We start from the raw sequence: 16,947 nt of genomic DNA, 5'->3' as shown, positions 1-16,947 counted from the left end.
CTCACTACGAGAATGCGCTCAGTCACCGAACTGTCTCGAACCGACAGCACCATGTAGCGGGAGTCGGACAGCAGCAGACCATCATCAGCACGTCTAATTGCGGGAACGATTACGCAATTCGCAGCGAAAGCGTCAGCGCCTCTGAGAGCCGTTTGAGCGCCGTTTGTAGCTGTTTGTTGCTCCCCTGTTCACAGCGTCGCTCTGGATTTCAGCGGCGACAACGCTCCTTCGTCGCTCGCGCCTTGAAATCCAGAGCTAGCTTCGCCCACGGAATCAGGACGCTATGAACGGCAACGGTCTCAGCGACGCAGCATTCGCCAAATTGAAATCGAGCCTCGCAAAGAGTGCGGGTGAGGAAGCTGCTGTACGAATCCGCAAAGTGTTGGCGAACGAGAACATCATTGATGAGCATTCGGTAGATGCCGTGCGGTCGGTGTTGAGCACGTGGGGTACGGACAGGAAACTGCGCGAATTTGTTGGCGACGATGTTGCATGGGATAGCGCTGTTGCAGCGGTGTTTGAGTATCGGGAGTTGTTGAAAAGCGAGGTTGGTCGGACGGGGATGTTGGTGAGGAAAGCGGCGGCGCTGATAGTGGGTGTAGCTGAAGCTGGGGAAGCGAAAGCTGTTGGGCTTGGCGGGCAGGCGCGGATAAGTGACGCACGAGCACGTATGGTTACCGCCGTCGTCGGGGTCGAAATAATGCGATCCATTTGGGAGCTGAGGATGGATACCGCCATCTCTCCCGCCGAACGGATCGCAGCGCAGATGCTCACGAAAAGAGATGATGTGGGGTTGGCTTTGCGATGGGCAACCGACTCCGGAATCTTCACCGTCAGAGGCACCCACGCCGGTAGTCCCAGACGTAGCATCCGGTCACTGACGGAGCCTGCATTCAGGTGCGCGGTGCTGCACTATGAGAGAGCCATCAACTCTCTCGTCGAAGCCATCACCGGCACCCCAACCGACGTAATTAGCATCCTCGAAACCGAGCGAGCCGAGAGGAGCGCGCGGCATCCGGTTGAGTCTGAAGAGCACGGTGAAATCGATGAGCGACAGGAGGCTCGGAAAGCTCGCGCGCGGATGCAGAGAGCTATCGCGGCATCCAACGCGACTACTCCGAGAGGGGTCATGAGAGGGCTGAATCGGGAGGTGGTTGGCGGGGTCGCGGCAGACCTAATCATTGGCGCGGATGCAATCGCATGGAGCGCTTCGGTGCCTCGAACGGAAGGGACACTCAATGCGGCGCTCTGGCAATCGATGCTGCGCAGCTCGCTGGGTATCAAGGCATCGAAGAACGTAACCAGCGCGAGGCTCGGGGTGTTCGGCGAGAAGGTTATTCAACGGCTCAATGAGGGTCAGCGGCTCGCCGAGATGCTCTCCCCCCTCGGTACATGGGACGGTTGGGCACGGCGCGAGGCACGGCTCGCTGCGTGGGAGGCAGGGAAAGCGGATCGAACAGCCGCGAACCGCGAGTGGAGCGGCATGAAAGACGCTGCCGAGCAGACCCTCAATAGCCTCGTCACGGTGACCGGTCGCCTCCCCCTCGGGACAGACAGCGAGGATGATCAGAATGACTGGCTCGTGCGCGCACAGGAGGTTGTCGCCGAGGCACTCCCATCAATGAGTACAGATCTCGCGACCATGACGAGGAAACGACTCGCGCGCCGGTTGGAGCTGAGGTCGTATGACCGCGAGGTGGCACAGCAGGCTGCGCATTACGTTTTCCCTATCCTCGAACGCGCCGTCGAGGTCGTAGTTTGATGTACATCCCGAGCCTCGAATACCTCTGTATCGCCCTCCAGCTAGAGCACCTGTCCCCCGCAGAAATAGCCATCCAAGCCGCGGAATTGTCGGATGTCGATGTCATGCTGCTACGCGCTCGAATCGAGACGGTTCGAAAACGGCAGTTAGGGGCACACCATCAGCGAGGCGGAATCAGCATCGACGACAATCCCGAAGAAGACTGTCCCTCGGCTACCGGTATTCATCCTCAAGGTCGCCGGAGCTGATGGATTCGGCGCTCAGGTGAATAAATTCGCACAGGCGAACACTCCCGGCTCGTACTCACTGATGGAATCAACCCTGTTCGCCCAGCCGTTCGAGACTCGTCTCCTGCGGGTGAGGCATGGGGAAACATGGGCGAGCTTCACTGTTACCCGAGAGCCAATCTCCTGCTATTGGCTAGTACTGCCATTTGGTGGGCGAGCTGTGGCGGGCACCGATGTCTGGGACATCCTCTACGCCTCCGACCAGCACGCATACGAGACTCAGCAGGAAGCGGTTGAGGGGACCCTCATCTCCTTCGGCTACCTCCATCCCGGCATCGGCTCGGTAGCGGGGGCATACAGAATTCGGGCACTGAGGGAACAGGCAGCGGCGCAGTGGATGTCGCTGTGGCTGGATGATCGGGATTTGGATACGACTGTGTGCTCGGGGTGCGATCAATGCGGCTGGGGTGAAGAGAGGGCATTCCATCGCGTCGAGCTGGCGGGGGAGATTGGCGGGTAGCTCGGGCTGGTGTGTGCGGTGCGGGACTGGAGGCGGGCAGAGATGCTCGCCTTTTGTATTTACAAAACAGATTTTGAGTTATTTTACAGAAATTGATCGATAAATCTAAAATACGCTAATCGGTCTGTGATAATTGTATTTATAGAGATTCTACAAAATGTCACACAGCAGATTGTGGAAGTACACTCTCAAGGAGAATTGAAATGGCACACGAAGACAGCGCCTCGACCGGATACAAAAATAATCGCCCAGCCCTCGGTGTCCGCGTCCCTGAGCGTGGCGAAATGATGGTCGCCGATTACAAAACTCGCGACTACCGCGACCAGGTGCGCTACAACGACGCCAAATGGGAAGTCGCTGAGAGGGTAATCGGCGAATTCCAATTCCAGCACTCATTCGATTTTGGCGTAGCCGAAATCGTCGACGATGTCCTCGCGAAACTCCCCGGCGCTATTGCTCGCGCAAAAATCGAATGGGACGAGGCTCAGGAGGGGAAGAAGCGTAGGACGCGATTCTCCAAGAGTTACGCATCGTTCAAAACACTTTTTGAGGAGCTACGGACTGCCGTTTCCCTCTCGCATGATTCGCGCCACAAGACGGTCATCAACGATTTCATCAAGCGCCTCTCCGCACTCTCACATAACGAGTATTCAGCAGCGGAGCTTGGATTTACCGAGCAGACCGTAGAGGAGAAAAAGTTCTACGTCGATGCGCTCAAAAGAGATAAGGACGAGATTCGGAGCGCAAAAAGCGACTTCGAAAATCGCCGCGAGAGCCAGCGATTAGAACGCAACATCCGAGCGACGAGACGACCCCCAATTAAACCCCGCACCATTCCCAGCACGACCCCGGCATCGACCGGCTACTGAAAGAAGAACAAAATGATGACATTGCAAGAGCACATCGAATCCGCCGAAAACACCGCACGCGAATTCAGGGAACTTTTCGATTACCTCGAATTGACATCGAAAGGTACGACTCCTCTAGCGTTCGCAGCTAAATCCACTCTGGCTGAAATGCATAATTTCGTGGAAAATCGAGCGGGCTATGTCACGACTGCTAGCGACATTTACGGAGCAGCTCAGGACCACATCGACGAAATGTTCGACATGGATGACTCGGATCACGAGGACTCATGGGCTGTGCTTTACGAATTGGCGAATTAATTCGCGGTTCAGCAGGAGCAGGGCGGAACTCCAACGGGGAGTCATAGGCGTTCGAATCGCCGCCGTCCACGAATCACTGAACCACCACTTTTCAACCCCCACAACGGCACCAGAAAGCGAGGCAATCCCGCCCCCACAGAACCCAAGGAGAATCAAATGCTCAATTCCATCAAGATCCAACTAGACCCCCAGAAAACAAAGCGCGCCGATTGGGGTCGGCTTTACACCGACGCGGATGCCCTTGCCGAGGCTCTCGAAATAGCCGCGAGGGGCAATTCGCAGGATGAGATTCACGATCTCTGGGGCATTCATCACACGCTAACCGACGCGTCGAATAAATTTGTCGATGTCGATCTTGTCCGCGAATACGCCGAGGAATTACTCGGTCGCCCGGTTGAAATCAGTGTGGCGGCATGACCGCCGCGACTGAAGTTTTCAGGAGCAATGCCCGCCACGGATTCGGGAATCACATCCCGCGTGCACGGCTGAAGGCGGGGACCGAGACGGTGCTCAGCTACATCATCCGAGTGCCACTCGATCAGACAGCTAGAGCCCGCGCGATTGGTGCTGTCGAGGACGACCACATCGTCTCCGGCTTCCGCTTCACCGAGGAGCAGTACGCAGCATGGAAGCACGGGTGAGGTCTAGTGATGAGCGATGACGAATTCGGGGACGTTTCACGTCGCCAAGCCGAGGTCTTTGTGGCTGCGGCACTTCGGCAGATTGAGGGCGGGTGGGGGCGGTGAGACCTGCGCGGATTGAGACGGAGACGTGGGTGATTCCGGATTCTGCTCGCAGCGCTCGGGCGATGCTGATGGCTCGTGGCGGGGTATGTGACGACGGCGGCGAGATGTGGGCGGTGCCGGTTGATTTGCTGTCGGAGCTACGGGAGCGGTTAGAGGGGCGGGTGAGCTGGTGAGGCTATTCGGAGGGTAGCGTCAAGCCGCCAGCGCGCCAGAGACATCCCCGAGTGAGCGAGTAAGCGTATCCGCATTCACCGCGTACCAGAGCAGCGCACCCCATGGGAGCACGATAAGCGCCAGACCCTTTGCGCCGTCCAAACCGCTCATGCGCGTCGCGTTGCGGCAATCAAAAGTCGAGCACAGCCAAAAGCACACGATTCCCCACACAGCAAACGCGATCAGCGAATCCGTGAGGTAGCCGAAATGAGCAACGAAGATCCAGACCACTGGTATCGCCGCCAGCCAAATCGGGAGCGCCGTGGCAACCAATGTGGGGTCTTTGTGATCGCCGTGCTCGGCGTCCGATGCCATGAGCGCCTTTCGGGTTGTGGACCCAGCATGGCGGCGGGGTGCACTTCTCGCAATCCCGTGTTTGGGGCACGGCGAGACTCGACGCTCAGCGCACTGCCGCATCATGCTTTGCTATGGCTCGGTCTTGGAGCCGGACGACGTTGGCGATGGCTTTCTCGACACGCTCTTTCTGCTCCGCGAGGGGAAATCCAGAAACGTCCCAACCCATGTCACGGGTTACCTCGAAGTTCGTCGTCACTATGCCGAGATTTTTGAGCGCGTATGCCGCCTCGTAACGCGCTCGCTCCAACGGGTTTCGCTCTGGCAACCCGTACTCTTCGAACCGGACGATGGCTGCACGGCAGAATCGCGCATACAACCAGGGCGGCGGCTCGGGTAAAGCGAGATTGCTCTTCTCGATGTTGCAGCCACGGTGCGCGAGCTGGAAATTGCCCCAAACCTCCTCGCCGCCTAGCGAGATAGGAGTGACGTGGTCCACGTTCCATCGACCCGGATGAATTCCCGTCAAGTTCATGTCGATCGGTTTCATACATAACTGGCAGATCTCGCCGAACCAGCGAGCGAGTTCCTTCGCTTTTCGAGCCGAGCTGGTCGGCGGGAGCGATGCCGCCCACACCGCATACGCAGCCACATCAGTCGGGTCAGGTCGCATGTATTCGACACGTCGAGATAAGGCACCTGAGCGAACGGCTTTCTTCAGCCGCGCCCGCTGCTCATCAGTGAGAGGGAGCGGCTCACGCGGCGCTATCCACTCCGGGTCGGTCTCGGGCTGGTCTGGGAACTTTCGCTGAAGCTCTTGCCGGTTTCTCTCACTCACTGGCGCGCACCGACCTTCACGCGAGAGCAACTCATGTGCCAATGCTCGCGGCTACTGGTGACGACGACAAGCCCTAGTGCAGGGGTGGTGTCTGCCGCGAGCAATAAGGTGTCGCCATGTCAGAAATCCTCGCAGCCGTCTTTGGAGCAATCGCGATCATCGGCATCCCTCTCGCAGCGTGGCTCAGTCGTCGCGCTACCAAAGAGGGGCGACTGACTCTGCGGGTGGAGCGACTCGGAACTGTTTATGCGTTGATGCCGGAATCGCCAGAAAAGGAGACGTTTAAGCAGCACGTCACTGTGGCTGTCGAGGCTCTCAACGTTTGGCTCAACCCGGACAACGCGCGTCGGCGACAGATCAGTCGTCGTGTCTCTACGATTCTTTGGCTCGTGTGCGTCGCGGCTGTATTCATCGCCGTCCCGTTCGTCGACACGACCAAAACACCGTGGGTCACGTCCGTTTTAGGAGTCGTCATCGGCTCAGTGATTGCACTGGTCACGTTCAGCACCTCCTACCTCCTCGAACGGTCGGCACGCATTAAGAACCATCACGATGCGGCGGAGCGAGAGAACGCGGCTGCTGCAATTCGCATGGAAGCCCTCCGGCGTGGAGAGGCACCGAGCTAATGGCACCCCGTTCCGAGTCCGACGAGTATTACGTTCTACACCTCTGTGACAAAGTGCTCGGCATCCCCGCCTCTCGCCAGCATCGTTTCGAATGGCTTCGTGGTGATTTCTCCGAGAAGAAGCAGAGCTATTCGTACCTGCCGGTGGACGGTTACTGGGAGAGCCTCGCGCTGGTCGTGGAGTACGCCGAGAGGCAGCACTCGGAACCGGTGAAGAAGTTCGATGCACGGGATACCGTGTCCGGCGTTACGCGAGGCATTCAACGCCGCATCTACGACCAGCGTCGAGTGGATTTGCTTCCGAGGAATGGGTTGAGACTTCTCGTGATTCCGGCGAGAGTGTTTGAGCTGAAGCGCGGGAAAATCGTGCGCGACTGGGACCGGGACATTGAGGCAGTCAGGGGCATCCTTGCGCGAGAGCGCATCACCGCCCGATAGACGAGCTGCCCGCCCCGCAGCAAGCGTTGAAGCGAGAAGGCAGAGATTGAGGGAGCTAGCCGCGCCTTCCATTGGTTCGCGCTTGCCCATCGATACCCGGTTCAATGATCTCAATTGAGAGTTCAAGAGTTTGGAGATCCCGCGCTCCCTCTATGAGCGCAGGTTCACCCTTTATGTAGTTCAAAGCGTCACGCAGTTCCCAGACCTTCACGGTGGGGTTCACCTCTGCCACTCTGCGTTGAGCTGCAATAATTTCCAACGCGAACAGCACCTCGTCACGGCGATTCTGAGCGTGCTTTGCCTCCATCTCTAGTTCTTGAAAGACCGCCTTCGCTGTCGCTTTGTCAACTGCGAACTCCAACGTCGCGTCTTGCAGCGCGGTCTTTATCTGACTTTGCTGGATTCGCTCTCGGCGTTCGGCTCGTTCCTGCCCGATAGTCAAAAAGAATTGCAGGAACCCAGCAACTCCGCTCGCACGAGGCTTGGAAAGAAGTGCAAGGAGCACTTGCTCCAGTGGGTTGGAGTACGAAATCGACTGAACACGAATACCCTCTCGAATCGTGCGCGCCCGGTGCGACCCGACCCCTCCCCAGTGGAGATAGTCGGGTCGCCTGCCGGTAATGTCCGAGTCATCGAGTGTGTCGAGTGCCGCGCAGCCAAGCACAAGAAGGTCGAGTATTGCGTGAACTCGCCCAACCACGATTTCCGCTGGCAGTCGAGGTTCAGTCTCCGCCGCAAATCGGAATGCAACCATCGAGATACCGGTCGTGCTCGCTAGCGTCGCCATAGAGCCATCATGCCGGTTGTGCGCTTCGGTTCACAGCGCCCGCACCTCGCGGACCTCGGGCAGGGGTGATTTGGGCAGAGCTGTGCCACCCGAAGGTGTGGTTGCGATTTTGTCTAGCTACCCTGCCGGTGCCTGACTGTCATTCGCGGAGCACGTCGAAGGTGACGACGGTTTTCTTTCACGAACTACCGGATGTGTATGCCCAGCGCAGTGTCTGGGATCAGCAGACTGGAGACATCGCTCGGAACGTTTCGAGCACCCGCGAGTTGCCTCGTGCCGCTTACCACTAGTGTTCAGGCATGGATTTCACGGCGCTCCTTCCCGCCAAAGACACGGGCAGTTTCGACTGGAGCACGTCACTAATCATTCTGGTTCCGACGCTGATTATCGCGTTCTTGTCCGTTCCGATTGTGACCGCTGGAATTACTGCGCTCTTTCGCTTCCTGAGTCCGTACGCAAGGCTTGCGGCGAAGTTGAAGTCAGATCTCGAAATTTTCAACGACTTGCCTGAGTCACCGCAAAAAGCAATCTTTGCTCGCAACATCGAGAACACGCTTGCCGCGTTGAATAACCGCGTCACACACGGAAGTCCAGAGCCGCCAGCGGATCAAAGAAAATCTCGCGATAGGCGAAAAAGAGGCACCAAATGGTTGCTCATTGTCGGGATTGTGGGCTTAGTTATCGCCGGTGCCGCCAGCGTTGTTGTGGTCTTCGTCCTTTTCCCCAAGTGGGGTCTGAATTTCGGACAAGTCGACCCAACTACTACCCTCGCGTCGGTTGCCGCCGTTTTGGGAGCATTGGTTACTGCCATTTCAGCGGCGGTTCGATCTCTCCTGACAAGACGAATGAAGGAGGAAAGCGACAGAGTAATCAACTCGTTCGTTAGCGGAAAGATGAAGGACGACGACGGGGGCGGGGACATCGACGGGGACGAGGCAACACGCTAGTCAAAGCTGACCACTATCCGTGGTGGTGGTCCCCACTCGCCCCCCGCGCAGCGCGCACTACCCGATACCCCATCTCCAGCGAGCTTTCCCTGCCGTTCGGTATCGCCAAGAGCACCAACAGCAGCTACCTCGATGCGCCGCCATCGATAAACGAGCCTCGCCAACCCGACGGGAATCAGATCCGACAGTTATCTCCATGTGAGCGAAGCCGTGTCAACTAAGTCAGCTCGTAGGCGAACGAACCCGCCATCCACTCGCAGCAATCAGGTCTCAAATCATTGAGGCATTCGCTGGGATTCTGGATAAATCGCTGCGTGAAAACTCGGGGACAGAATTCGAAAGTCTTGCTGCCAAAGCGGCTGGGAAGAGCGGCGGAGTGGCAACGAAAACTGTGGCATCGCGATTTGCAAGGTGTGCCTGCTGCGTAATTACGGGAACAGGGATAAGTAAGTACGGTGACCGAATGGGATTTGGTGTCGTATGACGGGTACGCGCCGGGGGTGAGGGCACACATCGGCTGACCCGGCGATTTGGGCTGGGTGTGAAGAACGCCCCGGCAACAGTTCTATGACGGGGCGTTCTTTGAATCACACAGAGAGCAACGGGGGTCAAGGAGTTAACTCCGGTTGCAATCATAAGAGTAACAAATTTCACTGACACTTTGATAGAAAGAACAATCTAATTAAAGAAAAGGCGGGGCTAGTTTATAACCCCGCCTTGATGGGTAATCAGCCCATAAATTTGAACCAGACGTTCATTCTACGTAATACTAATTGTATCAAAATGTAGGAATTACTCTCATTATTTGATAAACTATCTTTATCGAGCTAATCACTCGGTGAAAAGATCCAGACTGTTGGGAATTATCACTCCCCTCGACGACCTTCACGAGGTTGGGCAAAATAAGCGCACATCGCCCAAGCGACCTGAGGCTAGAGGGCAAGACGCACCACCCCGGAGAAACCTCTCCGAGACCTTTGCCGGAAAGCGCACACGGCAAGATGCTTCGGCAATTGACCTGGCAGAATCATCTTCTCCAGCCACATCCTTATTCGAAGCACTCGCGTCCTTCCTCACCCCGGCAGAGGCAACCGTTACGGCGTTCGCAGCCGCAACTCCCCGAGCTACCGACTTCGACCTCGCCGTTGCTCTGAGCTTGACCACTTCGGATGTCAGAGCCGCACGAGCCACCGCTGCCGCCACGCTCGCGCGGCTTACCCTCGATGACCTACAGCTCCTGCTCGATGCTGGCTTCGCTATGGAGCAACCGCTATTTGTGGACGACATTGTTCCAGCTGAGCCTTTACTACGTACGAAGCGCCAGCTTGACGACATCGCTCGCATCAGCACCCCAGCCGCTACTTCGACAGACCGTCTTACGCCTGAGCAATTCATCGAGTGGTGGATTCCCCGCCGACCGCTCGCGAGCAATGACTTCGAAAACCTCGGACTGAACAACATGACCCGCGAGAACGCGCTAACCCACATCCACATCGAGATTCAACCATCATCGCTCCGCAACCTCATCGTCATTGACCTCGACGATGAGCAACCGTTGTGGACCCTCAAAGCACTCGTCGAGGAGGATGAATCACTCCCTGAGCCGTCGTTCACCGTCGTCAATCGAGCATCCGGTCATGCACATGTCGGATGGTTTATCGAGTGCGCAGCGGGCACTGAGAAACCACTCGCATGGCTAAAGGACATCCGCGAGAAAATGACGATCCGACTCCGTGGAGACCGCGCCTATCACGGCACGACGATGCGCAATCCGATGCACCAGAATCACCTGACTTTCTGGGGCACCAATCACCGTTACAGCCTCGCTGAGCTGAATGCGTACGTCGATGAGATAGTGCCTGTCAGGTCCGTCAGGGTGCAGGAGAAGCTTGCTGAAACAGGCGGGCGCAATGATTTACTCCATGTTCTTGTGAGGGAGTGGGCGTATCGGAATCGCCGTCACTATCGGGATGACGACTTTGACCGGTGGTATGAAGCAGTGCTCGCGACCACTTTCGCATTCAATGACGAGCAGTTTCCCGGTGCTGGTCTCCCCGCCTCCGAATTAGCCGCCATCGCACGTTCAACCGCCAAATGGGTATGGGAGCGTGACGAATTCTCCGCATCGGGATTCGCCCGTCTACAAGCTGCCCGAGCCGCTCTCGCCCCTCACGTCATAGCCTCCCGGCTCAAGTACGTTCAGGCGCTATTGATGAGCGATGCGGGAATGACCGCGACGGAGATTGGCGAAGTCCTCGGCTACTCCACCATGAGGTCATCCGCCAGAGCGATTCGTGCAGCAAAAGCGTGGCGTACAACTATGCCCCTCGAATACCTCGCCATCATTTCCCAACCCCCACAGACCCAATCATCGAGAAAATCGCGCAATTTCGATGCCCTAATTTCCTAGCTTCTTTATCCCGCCATTTGGCTGCTATCTGGTTGCAGATGGGATTCCCTTAGGGAGCATGAAGAGCGCTGAGTGACTCCGCCCTGAGGGATACCCTGATTTGGGTAGGTACACCTCCTTCTAGATAGATGTGCTTCAGGGCTCCCTCTGCCCTCACGATGAGGAGAGGGTACGGGTAAATGTGAGGATTGGGGTTGCGCGATTTTGGCAAATCGAATGCGCGCTTGTTTCTGTAGATTTATCTCTAAACGTTAAATTGAATAATTTATAGCATTTCTACACTTTTTGATAGATCGTTCTTGTATTAATGCGATAATTATGCTATGAGCAAAACGCACATTGCACATCATGATTAGGAGATAACCAGAATGGAAAATCTATTCGAAACCAAGCTTGCAGCATTTCTAGCCGATGAGCCACACACCAGCTACAACCCGAAGTTCGATCGCGCTCGTCGCCGTGACCTCGCCGCTCAGCACAAGCGCCATGTGGGAGCAAACCGCTACATCGGCACACAGGCGGTGGCAGCATAATGACGACCACATCTCTCTCGCCAGCCGCTCAGCGTTACGTCGCGGTCAGCAAACCGATCAACCGCATTCTGCTCGCAATCGTCATTGCTATTTGGATCGCCGTCGCTATCGCAGCCGGTGTTTTCATCTCCAATCAAATCAACGCCGCGAATCAGCCCGCGTCGATTACCACCGAATTTTCTGGCACTTTCAACGGCACCCTCGTTGGTCCGAATGGCTCACCGATTGACGGTGGCAAATAATGATCAATCGAGCCGCCTCAGAAATCGAATCTCTGGTAAATCAGCTCTATGAGGTCAATCCAGCCGCCGCTGAGGCGTTTCTGATCGCCCACGGTTTTCACTTTGCTGATGATGCTGAGGACCGAGCCCTCGTCGAATCGAGTGCAAAATTTGTGGCTCTCCGCCTGCGCTTCATTGAAACTCTGACAAACAACGGACTCAACGCCGACGACTTCGAGATGAATTTGCTCACGCACGCATTCCGCACCGAATTCCCGAACGGGTGTGTCAGCAGCACCAGCGAATTCCTCTCGTTCGCCGAATCTTTCCGCATTGGCGGTGAGGCACGATGAGCGTCTTAGTCCTCCCCGTCACCCTCGGCACAGTCACGACTTCCGGCGTACGCACCGCCAACCGGCTCTCGCTCCTCACGGCAATCCGTGAGCCGCTAATCGCCGCTGGAATCTCGCCAGCCGCATGGCAAATCCTTTTTCAAGCCATCCCGAAGGCGGCGTTCATAGACATCTCGATTGCTGCTCGTCAAATCGGTAATTCCATCGGGCGCTCAGTGATCCTCGAAATCACCGCACCGGAGATCCGCCCCGCAGTCGAGTCAGCGGTTATCGTCAGCCCGTTTGAGGCTGAGCTAGCAGCTCGGCCCACCGAGCAGCTCCACGCCCTCTTCACCCTCTTCGATGAGGTGGCAGCATGATGCTCGCTGAATCCATCCCAGAAGCCCAGCTCCGTTCTCTCATTGAGCTGGAGGCGATTCTCGATGCGCAAGCCGATGCGGAGCGTCTCGGCGCCACTGTGCAGGCAGGTGGTGCACGGTGAGCTTCGATCCATTTAGTACAGACCCTGAGGCTCTCGCGCCAATCAAGGCGATTGCCGCAAAAGCAAAAGCCCACCCACTTGGGCAGAAAGCCTTCGCGATTGGAACCCTCGCACGCGCGATTGTTCTTTTTCTCGGAGCTGCATCGATTGCCTATTCGACGGTTCGTGCCGGGAATGTGGTGATGGCGTCGCTCGTCAACATCATCCTCATCCCGATTTTGATTTTTCTCGCGCCGTGGCTGGGCGTAGCTCGGCGACCGTGGGGATTGCGTGAGTTCCACCGCGAGCAAGTCGGCATTCTCAAATCGATTTGGATGCCAATAGTCGGAGTGGCTCTCGCCGCCGTCAGCACATGGATCGCCGGTAATTCATCGACCGGAATCGCGCTCGGCTCGCTCATAGTCGCGGGATACATTTTCGCCATCGAGGCGCTCCTTCTAAATCGGCGCGTTCTCGCCGGAGCAGATGACGCTTCGCTTGAGGCTCGCGAATTTGTGGTCTCGCAATTCGGTCTAATGGGAATCCCGACAACCTCGTGGGAGGGCACCGGCGTCGTCGGCTCGATGACCACCACGATTATTATTTCGCCTATCCCGGCTGTGCTCGCCGAGAAATTCAGCCGCGCCCGGCATCTGGTGGATGAGCTGCTGGAGCGCGTCGGTTGGTCGGTATTTTCCTATTCGGCGGGTGAAATGGTGCTCGGGCTGTATACGCCGAGCACCAGCCAGCCGCTCTCATCCACCGTCGATGATTACGATTCGTTCTTTGCGGATGGTGATAGCTGATGGGGTTGATTGACTTCGGTATTGGGATGGCAAAAAAGGCTGTCGGAAATTCCAGCGTCGGGCAGACGGTCGCGCTCGTTGGTAACGCGCTGCCGAGTTTCGATAAGACGCGCGATTACCGCCTCAGCGTGATCGCTCGCGCCATCGGCATAAAAAATAATGACTTTCGCCTGCTCCGTGGTCGCTACGCCACCACCACCAACGGCGGGTTCCAGCTATCGAAACCCGGTACCGGTGTATCGGGAGATGTAATCGGCAGAATCAGAAAAATTACCGACTCCGAGTTTGAGCCATTTTTCATCGAAAAAGCCGACCTCACCGTCGTGGTGTGGACCCCGAAAACCAGCAAAATGGCGCAGCAGGAATCCCTCCTCGACGCCTATGAGGGCTTTGTACTCGAAACAGCCCCGGTCGCCCCGAGCAAAAGCATGAACCTCCCCATCGATGCCCGAATGGTCGAGGACCGCGCAGCACTCGCAAAGTTTTTCAGTTCACATTTTCCCAGTAGAGAAATCGCAGTCTATGGTTTCGATGCGATTTCGAGCGGAGAAGTCGATGTCCGGTTTGGACCAGCCGCGCATCGTCCGCAATTTTTCGACGGAGAGCGATGGACGCTCAAGCGCGGAGCCGATGCTCTCAAAATTGACCAGCTCGCGCAGAAATCCGGTCGCCGTCTCCTCCGCCGCTCAGGAGAGCAAGCATTCGTCGGACGCCTCACCCTTTATGACGAGGGCATTCGGGACCGTTTCGCCGCGCTCCTCAAATGCCAGCCGTGGGATGTGGATGTCTACGCTGATTGGGTCTTCGATGGTCAGCTCGGAAAAGGGCGCATCTCCCATGTATTTGTGAACCGCCTGCCGAAAGAAGCAGCCGACCGCGAAAAGCGAGAGAAGACCCTACGCGACCTCTCCGCTGCGCTCGGCGGTTCATGGCAAATAGATGACGACATCGCGACAGGGCAGGCTCGCCTGACCGCGTTTGTAGACCGTATCGCGAGCGATAAATTCAGCATCGGTGATTTCCTCGCCCGCTATCCAAATCCCGCCTCCGTCGAGGAATCGTGGAAGAAGTTCGCTGTCGCCCTCTCCGAGGATGGGGAGCCAATCTGGTTTACCCTGTTTCACACGCTCATCATCGGGCAAACCGGGTCGGGAAAAGGCTCGGTTCTCTGGAGCGTTGTTGCACCTCTATTACCCGCGATGCAGGCGGGTTTGGTCGAGATTTATGCCATCGATCCGAAGAATTCAGAGACCAAGATCTCGCCGAATCTCTTCAAAGAAATCGCCGTCGATGCGGATGATTGGGCACCGCTCCTGGAGAGGTTAGTTGTTGATCTGAAGGCTCGTCAGGCGAACTCCGGTCGTTCGTTCCAGATTTCGACGGCGACGCCCCTCCGCATCATTTTCATCGATGAACTGTCCGCGCTGTCTGTGCTCGACCCGGACCCGAAGCGCGCGAAATCGACAATGGCAAATTTGAACGTCATCCTCAGTCAGGGACGCTCGGACGGAAACATCGTCATCGCCGCAGCTCAAGCGCCACAAAAAGAAATGATCGGACAGAGCCGAATGTTCTTCGGGATGCGCATAGCCCTCCGCACCGAGAGCGCTAGCGAAACCGACATTGTTTTAGGAACCAACGCCACCGCCGAGGGAGCAACCGCGCACCTCATCGAACCCGCGAATCCCGGAAACGATTACAAAACCGCTGGTATCGGATTTATGCGAGTCGAGGGTTACGCCAAACCGGTCCGGGTCCGTTTCCCGTTCACTTCTGATGACCAGCTGGAGGAGTGGGACAGGCAGTTCAGCGGAACGCCGACCTACGTCAAACCGCAGGCAAACGGTCGCATCGTGCTCCCCATGCCGAATCAGGCGGTTTACAACATTTGGGATAGCCGCTTCCAGAGCAGTCCGCAACCCGCTTCGCTCCCGAGCGGTCCCACCGTTGCTACTGCTGCCGCACCGGTTCCAGCCACCCCAGCCCCACACATTTTCACCAAACCATCCGGCACCCCGCCGACCACGAAAGGAACAGCACCATGAAACAAAAAATCACCCCACGCGATACCGAGCTGAGCGCCACGAGCGCTGAAACCGTAGAGATACCCCGCACCAACCGTCCGACTTTCCGCCGAGGCATCATCGCCGCAGTAATCGCGGTCGCTCTCGTAGCCGCTGGAGCCGGATCGGCATTCGGCGCTATTGCCGTCGTGAATGAAAAATCAGCAGTGGTTTACGACTTGTGTACCGACCCCAATTCCTCTGACGTGGTCGCGATCCACACCGAGGATGTCTCCATCGATAGTGCCGCAGCCGCCAATTTCCGTGTCGTGTACTCGCTCACGGGCTGTCAGGTATCGGTCAGTGTGGTCTCGTGGGATGCAGATGGAAATCCGATTTCCACGCCTATTTCGCGCGCGCTGGTCACAGATCTCTCCTCAGGCACGGTCGATGTATTCGCCGAGCAGGACTACAAATTTGACGCATCAAAACCCCGTGTCGGAGACCCTCATCGCGGCTGGATTTTTGGCGCTGATGCGGGACACATTTACTCCGTCGCATTCGAGATGACTGATGCTAACGGGCACGCGGTCACGGTGACAGAGCAGCTCACGGTTGACAATGATCCTCAGCGCGGCATCCAGATGTGGATCAATTAATGGCTACCCGCCGCTGCACCACAATTGCTGCCAGCATTGCCCTCGCGATGACCGTCACAGCCGGGGCTTTCGCCCTCCAACCGCAGCAAATAATCATCCCGATTCACGATGCTGCTGCCCCAACCGCGTCATCGCCAGCTCCCTCACCGGCTCCCTCGTCGAGCGCCCCTACTTACCCCAACATGCCGAGCACAACGGCGGCAGAGACGAGCGCCAGCCCCCTGATTTGGTACGACGCTGTCAATCCGCAGCTCCTCATCGCTGGTGTATCCGTTACCCCGGTCTCCACCTGGGAGACGGCGACCATCAGCCGCGATACCCCCGTGTACGGCGAAATCAATTCCGCAGCGATCCCCATCGGACATCTCGCAGCCTCCCCTCTGACCACACCGGCTGTAACGGATACAGCGCATGTGACGAAAGTCGCCGTCTTTGGGCATTTTGGGGGCTGGCTGCTGGTGGGCACACCCTCACGGACGAGTACGCCGAACGGGCGGGGGCATGAGGCACCGGCAACATCGTTTGGATACATCAGGGCAGCAGACGTGCTGGTGCAGAGCATCGCCAAGAAAATTGTGGTGGATACGAAGATGAGCGCGGTGTCCATCGTCGCGCGGGTCGGCAGCGTGATTGCAACCGATTCCGCAGTCATGGGCGTGCCGGGTGACATGCCGACTGCTAGCGGCGCGCTCGGTTACCTCGCCGTCAGTTACATCAATCCCGCAGCGACGGACACGATGGGGCAGCCGATCAATTTGACTAGCGCACACTCACCGACGCTCGCCACTTTCGACGGTTCGGCTGCTCTCACTGCTATTCATGCGTCGAACATCGTCTCGGCGGGTAGCCACGGATGCGTTCGGGTGAGCGCGAATTTCACGAACCTAATAGCTAGTTCAAACCTGATCGGTGCCGTCGTCGAATTCGTCTAATTTGCCG

Annotated in this window: 22 protein-coding genes; 19 read left to right on the top strand and 3 right to left on the bottom strand. The window is 57.2% G+C overall.

The window, feature by feature from the left end; genetic code table 11:
* Positions 1-283 precede the first annotated feature (283 nt).
* The 6 genes from ACVXZ4_RS04195 (at position 284) to ACVXZ4_RS04170 (ending at position 4,316) form a co-directional block, all read left to right on the top strand.
* Positions 284-1,762, top strand: coding sequence for a hypothetical protein (locus tag ACVXZ4_RS04195; RefSeq protein WP_461796980.1), 1,479 nt, complete (start codon positions 284-286; stop codon positions 1,760-1,762).
* A gap of 264 nt (positions 1,763-2,026) precedes the next feature.
* Entirely contained in the window at positions 2,027-2,509 is a 483-nt protein-coding gene (locus ACVXZ4_RS04190; protein ID WP_461796979.1) for a hypothetical protein, read from the top strand.
* Positions 2,510-2,712: 203 nt separating this feature from the next.
* Complete coding sequence (locus ACVXZ4_RS04185; RefSeq protein ID WP_461796978.1) at positions 2,713-3,378, top strand: hypothetical protein; 666 nt, start codon at positions 2,713-2,715, stop codon at positions 3,376-3,378.
* Between the two features lie 12 nt (positions 3,379-3,390).
* Complete coding sequence (locus ACVXZ4_RS04180) at positions 3,391-3,675, top strand: hypothetical protein (protein ID WP_461796977.1); 285 nt, start codon at positions 3,391-3,393, stop codon at positions 3,673-3,675.
* 156 nt (positions 3,676-3,831) lie between these two features.
* Positions 3,832-4,092, top strand: a complete 261-nt coding sequence (locus tag ACVXZ4_RS04175) for a hypothetical protein (RefSeq protein WP_461796976.1) — start codon at positions 3,832-3,834, stop codon at positions 4,090-4,092.
* Positions 4,089-4,316: a hypothetical protein gene (locus ACVXZ4_RS04170; RefSeq protein WP_461796975.1), complete on the top strand. Its 228-nt coding sequence runs from the start codon at positions 4,089-4,091 to the stop codon at positions 4,314-4,316. The genes ACVXZ4_RS04175 and ACVXZ4_RS04170 overlap by 4 nt, the downstream gene beginning before the upstream one ends.
* A gap of 297 nt (positions 4,317-4,613) precedes the next feature.
* Here the strand turns inward: ACVXZ4_RS04170 and ACVXZ4_RS04165 are convergent, their stop codons facing one another.
* Complete coding sequence (locus tag ACVXZ4_RS04165) at positions 4,614-4,949, bottom strand: hypothetical protein (RefSeq protein WP_461796974.1); 336 nt, start codon at positions 4,947-4,949, stop codon at positions 4,614-4,616.
* Positions 4,950-5,034: 85 nt separating this feature from the next.
* The gene (locus ACVXZ4_RS04160; RefSeq protein ID WP_461796973.1) at positions 5,035-5,766 is read right to left on the bottom strand and encodes an HNH endonuclease; all 732 of its coding nucleotides are present in this window, start codon (positions 5,764-5,766) and stop codon (positions 5,035-5,037) included.
* Between the two features lie 116 nt (positions 5,767-5,882).
* On the opposite strand from ACVXZ4_RS04160, the gene ACVXZ4_RS04155 reads away from it, so the two are divergent.
* Both ACVXZ4_RS04155 and ACVXZ4_RS04150 read left to right on the top strand, forming a co-directional pair.
* A complete protein-coding gene (locus tag ACVXZ4_RS04155; RefSeq protein WP_461796972.1) occupies positions 5,883-6,392 on the top strand; it encodes a hypothetical protein in 510 nt (169 codons plus the stop codon).
* Between the two features lie 53 nt (positions 6,393-6,445).
* On the top strand, positions 6,446-6,829 hold the full coding sequence (locus tag ACVXZ4_RS04150; protein WP_461796971.1) for a hypothetical protein: 384 nt from the start codon (positions 6,446-6,448) through the stop codon (positions 6,827-6,829).
* A 55-nt stretch (positions 6,830-6,884) separates the two neighbouring features.
* Here ACVXZ4_RS04150 and ACVXZ4_RS04145 read toward each other — a convergent pair whose 3' ends face one another.
* On the bottom strand, positions 6,885-7,616 hold the full coding sequence (locus ACVXZ4_RS04145) for a hypothetical protein (RefSeq protein ID WP_461796970.1): 732 nt from the start codon (positions 7,614-7,616) through the stop codon (positions 6,885-6,887).
* 299 nt (positions 7,617-7,915) lie between these two features.
* On the opposite strand from ACVXZ4_RS04145, the gene ACVXZ4_RS04140 reads away from it, so the two are divergent.
* The 11 genes from ACVXZ4_RS04140 (at position 7,916) to ACVXZ4_RS04090 (ending at position 16,940) form a co-directional block, all read left to right on the top strand.
* Positions 7,916-8,563, top strand: a complete 648-nt coding sequence (locus ACVXZ4_RS04140; RefSeq protein ID WP_461796969.1) for a hypothetical protein — start codon at positions 7,916-7,918, stop codon at positions 8,561-8,563.
* A gap of 856 nt (positions 8,564-9,419) precedes the next feature.
* Complete coding sequence (locus ACVXZ4_RS04135; RefSeq protein WP_461796968.1) at positions 9,420-10,973, top strand: replication initiation protein; 1,554 nt, start codon at positions 9,420-9,422, stop codon at positions 10,971-10,973.
* A gap of 368 nt (positions 10,974-11,341) precedes the next feature.
* Complete coding sequence (locus ACVXZ4_RS04130; RefSeq protein WP_461796967.1) at positions 11,342-11,506, top strand: hypothetical protein; 165 nt, start codon at positions 11,342-11,344, stop codon at positions 11,504-11,506.
* Positions 11,506-11,748, top strand: a complete 243-nt coding sequence (locus ACVXZ4_RS04125) for a hypothetical protein (RefSeq protein WP_461796966.1) — start codon at positions 11,506-11,508, stop codon at positions 11,746-11,748. Before ACVXZ4_RS04130 ends, ACVXZ4_RS04125 begins: the two co-directional genes overlap by 1 nt.
* On the top strand, positions 11,748-12,080 hold the full coding sequence (locus ACVXZ4_RS04120) for a hypothetical protein (RefSeq protein WP_461796965.1): 333 nt from the start codon (positions 11,748-11,750) through the stop codon (positions 12,078-12,080). Before ACVXZ4_RS04125 ends, ACVXZ4_RS04120 begins: the two co-directional genes overlap by 1 nt.
* Positions 12,077-12,439 (top strand): hypothetical protein, encoded by a 363-nt coding sequence (locus tag ACVXZ4_RS04115; RefSeq protein WP_461796964.1) that lies wholly within the window; start codon positions 12,077-12,079, stop codon positions 12,437-12,439. The genes ACVXZ4_RS04120 and ACVXZ4_RS04115 overlap by 4 nt, the downstream gene beginning before the upstream one ends.
* Positions 12,436-12,561 carry a hypothetical protein gene (locus ACVXZ4_RS04110; RefSeq protein WP_461796963.1) on the top strand — a complete coding sequence of 42 codons (126 nt, stop codon included), beginning with the start codon at positions 12,436-12,438 and terminating at the stop codon, positions 12,559-12,561. The genes ACVXZ4_RS04115 and ACVXZ4_RS04110 overlap by 4 nt, the downstream gene beginning before the upstream one ends.
* The gene (locus ACVXZ4_RS04105) at positions 12,558-13,346 is read left to right on the top strand and encodes a hypothetical protein (protein WP_461796962.1); all 789 of its coding nucleotides are present in this window, start codon (positions 12,558-12,560) and stop codon (positions 13,344-13,346) included. Before ACVXZ4_RS04110 ends, ACVXZ4_RS04105 begins: the two co-directional genes overlap by 4 nt.
* Complete coding sequence (locus ACVXZ4_RS04100; protein WP_461796961.1) at positions 13,346-15,391, top strand: FtsK/SpoIIIE domain-containing protein; 2,046 nt, start codon at positions 13,346-13,348, stop codon at positions 15,389-15,391. The genes ACVXZ4_RS04105 and ACVXZ4_RS04100 overlap by 1 nt, the downstream gene beginning before the upstream one ends.
* Positions 15,388-16,008, top strand: coding sequence for a hypothetical protein (locus ACVXZ4_RS04095; protein WP_461796960.1), 621 nt, complete (start codon positions 15,388-15,390; stop codon positions 16,006-16,008). The genes ACVXZ4_RS04100 and ACVXZ4_RS04095 overlap by 4 nt, the downstream gene beginning before the upstream one ends.
* Entirely contained in the window at positions 16,008-16,940 is a 933-nt protein-coding gene (locus tag ACVXZ4_RS04090; protein WP_461796959.1) for a hypothetical protein, read from the top strand. The genes ACVXZ4_RS04095 and ACVXZ4_RS04090 overlap by 1 nt, the downstream gene beginning before the upstream one ends.
* Positions 16,941-16,947 lie beyond the last annotated feature (7 nt).

Source organism: Lacisediminihabitans sp. FW035 (assembly GCF_054880895.1).
This window is presented reverse-complemented; position numbering and strand designations above follow the sequence as displayed.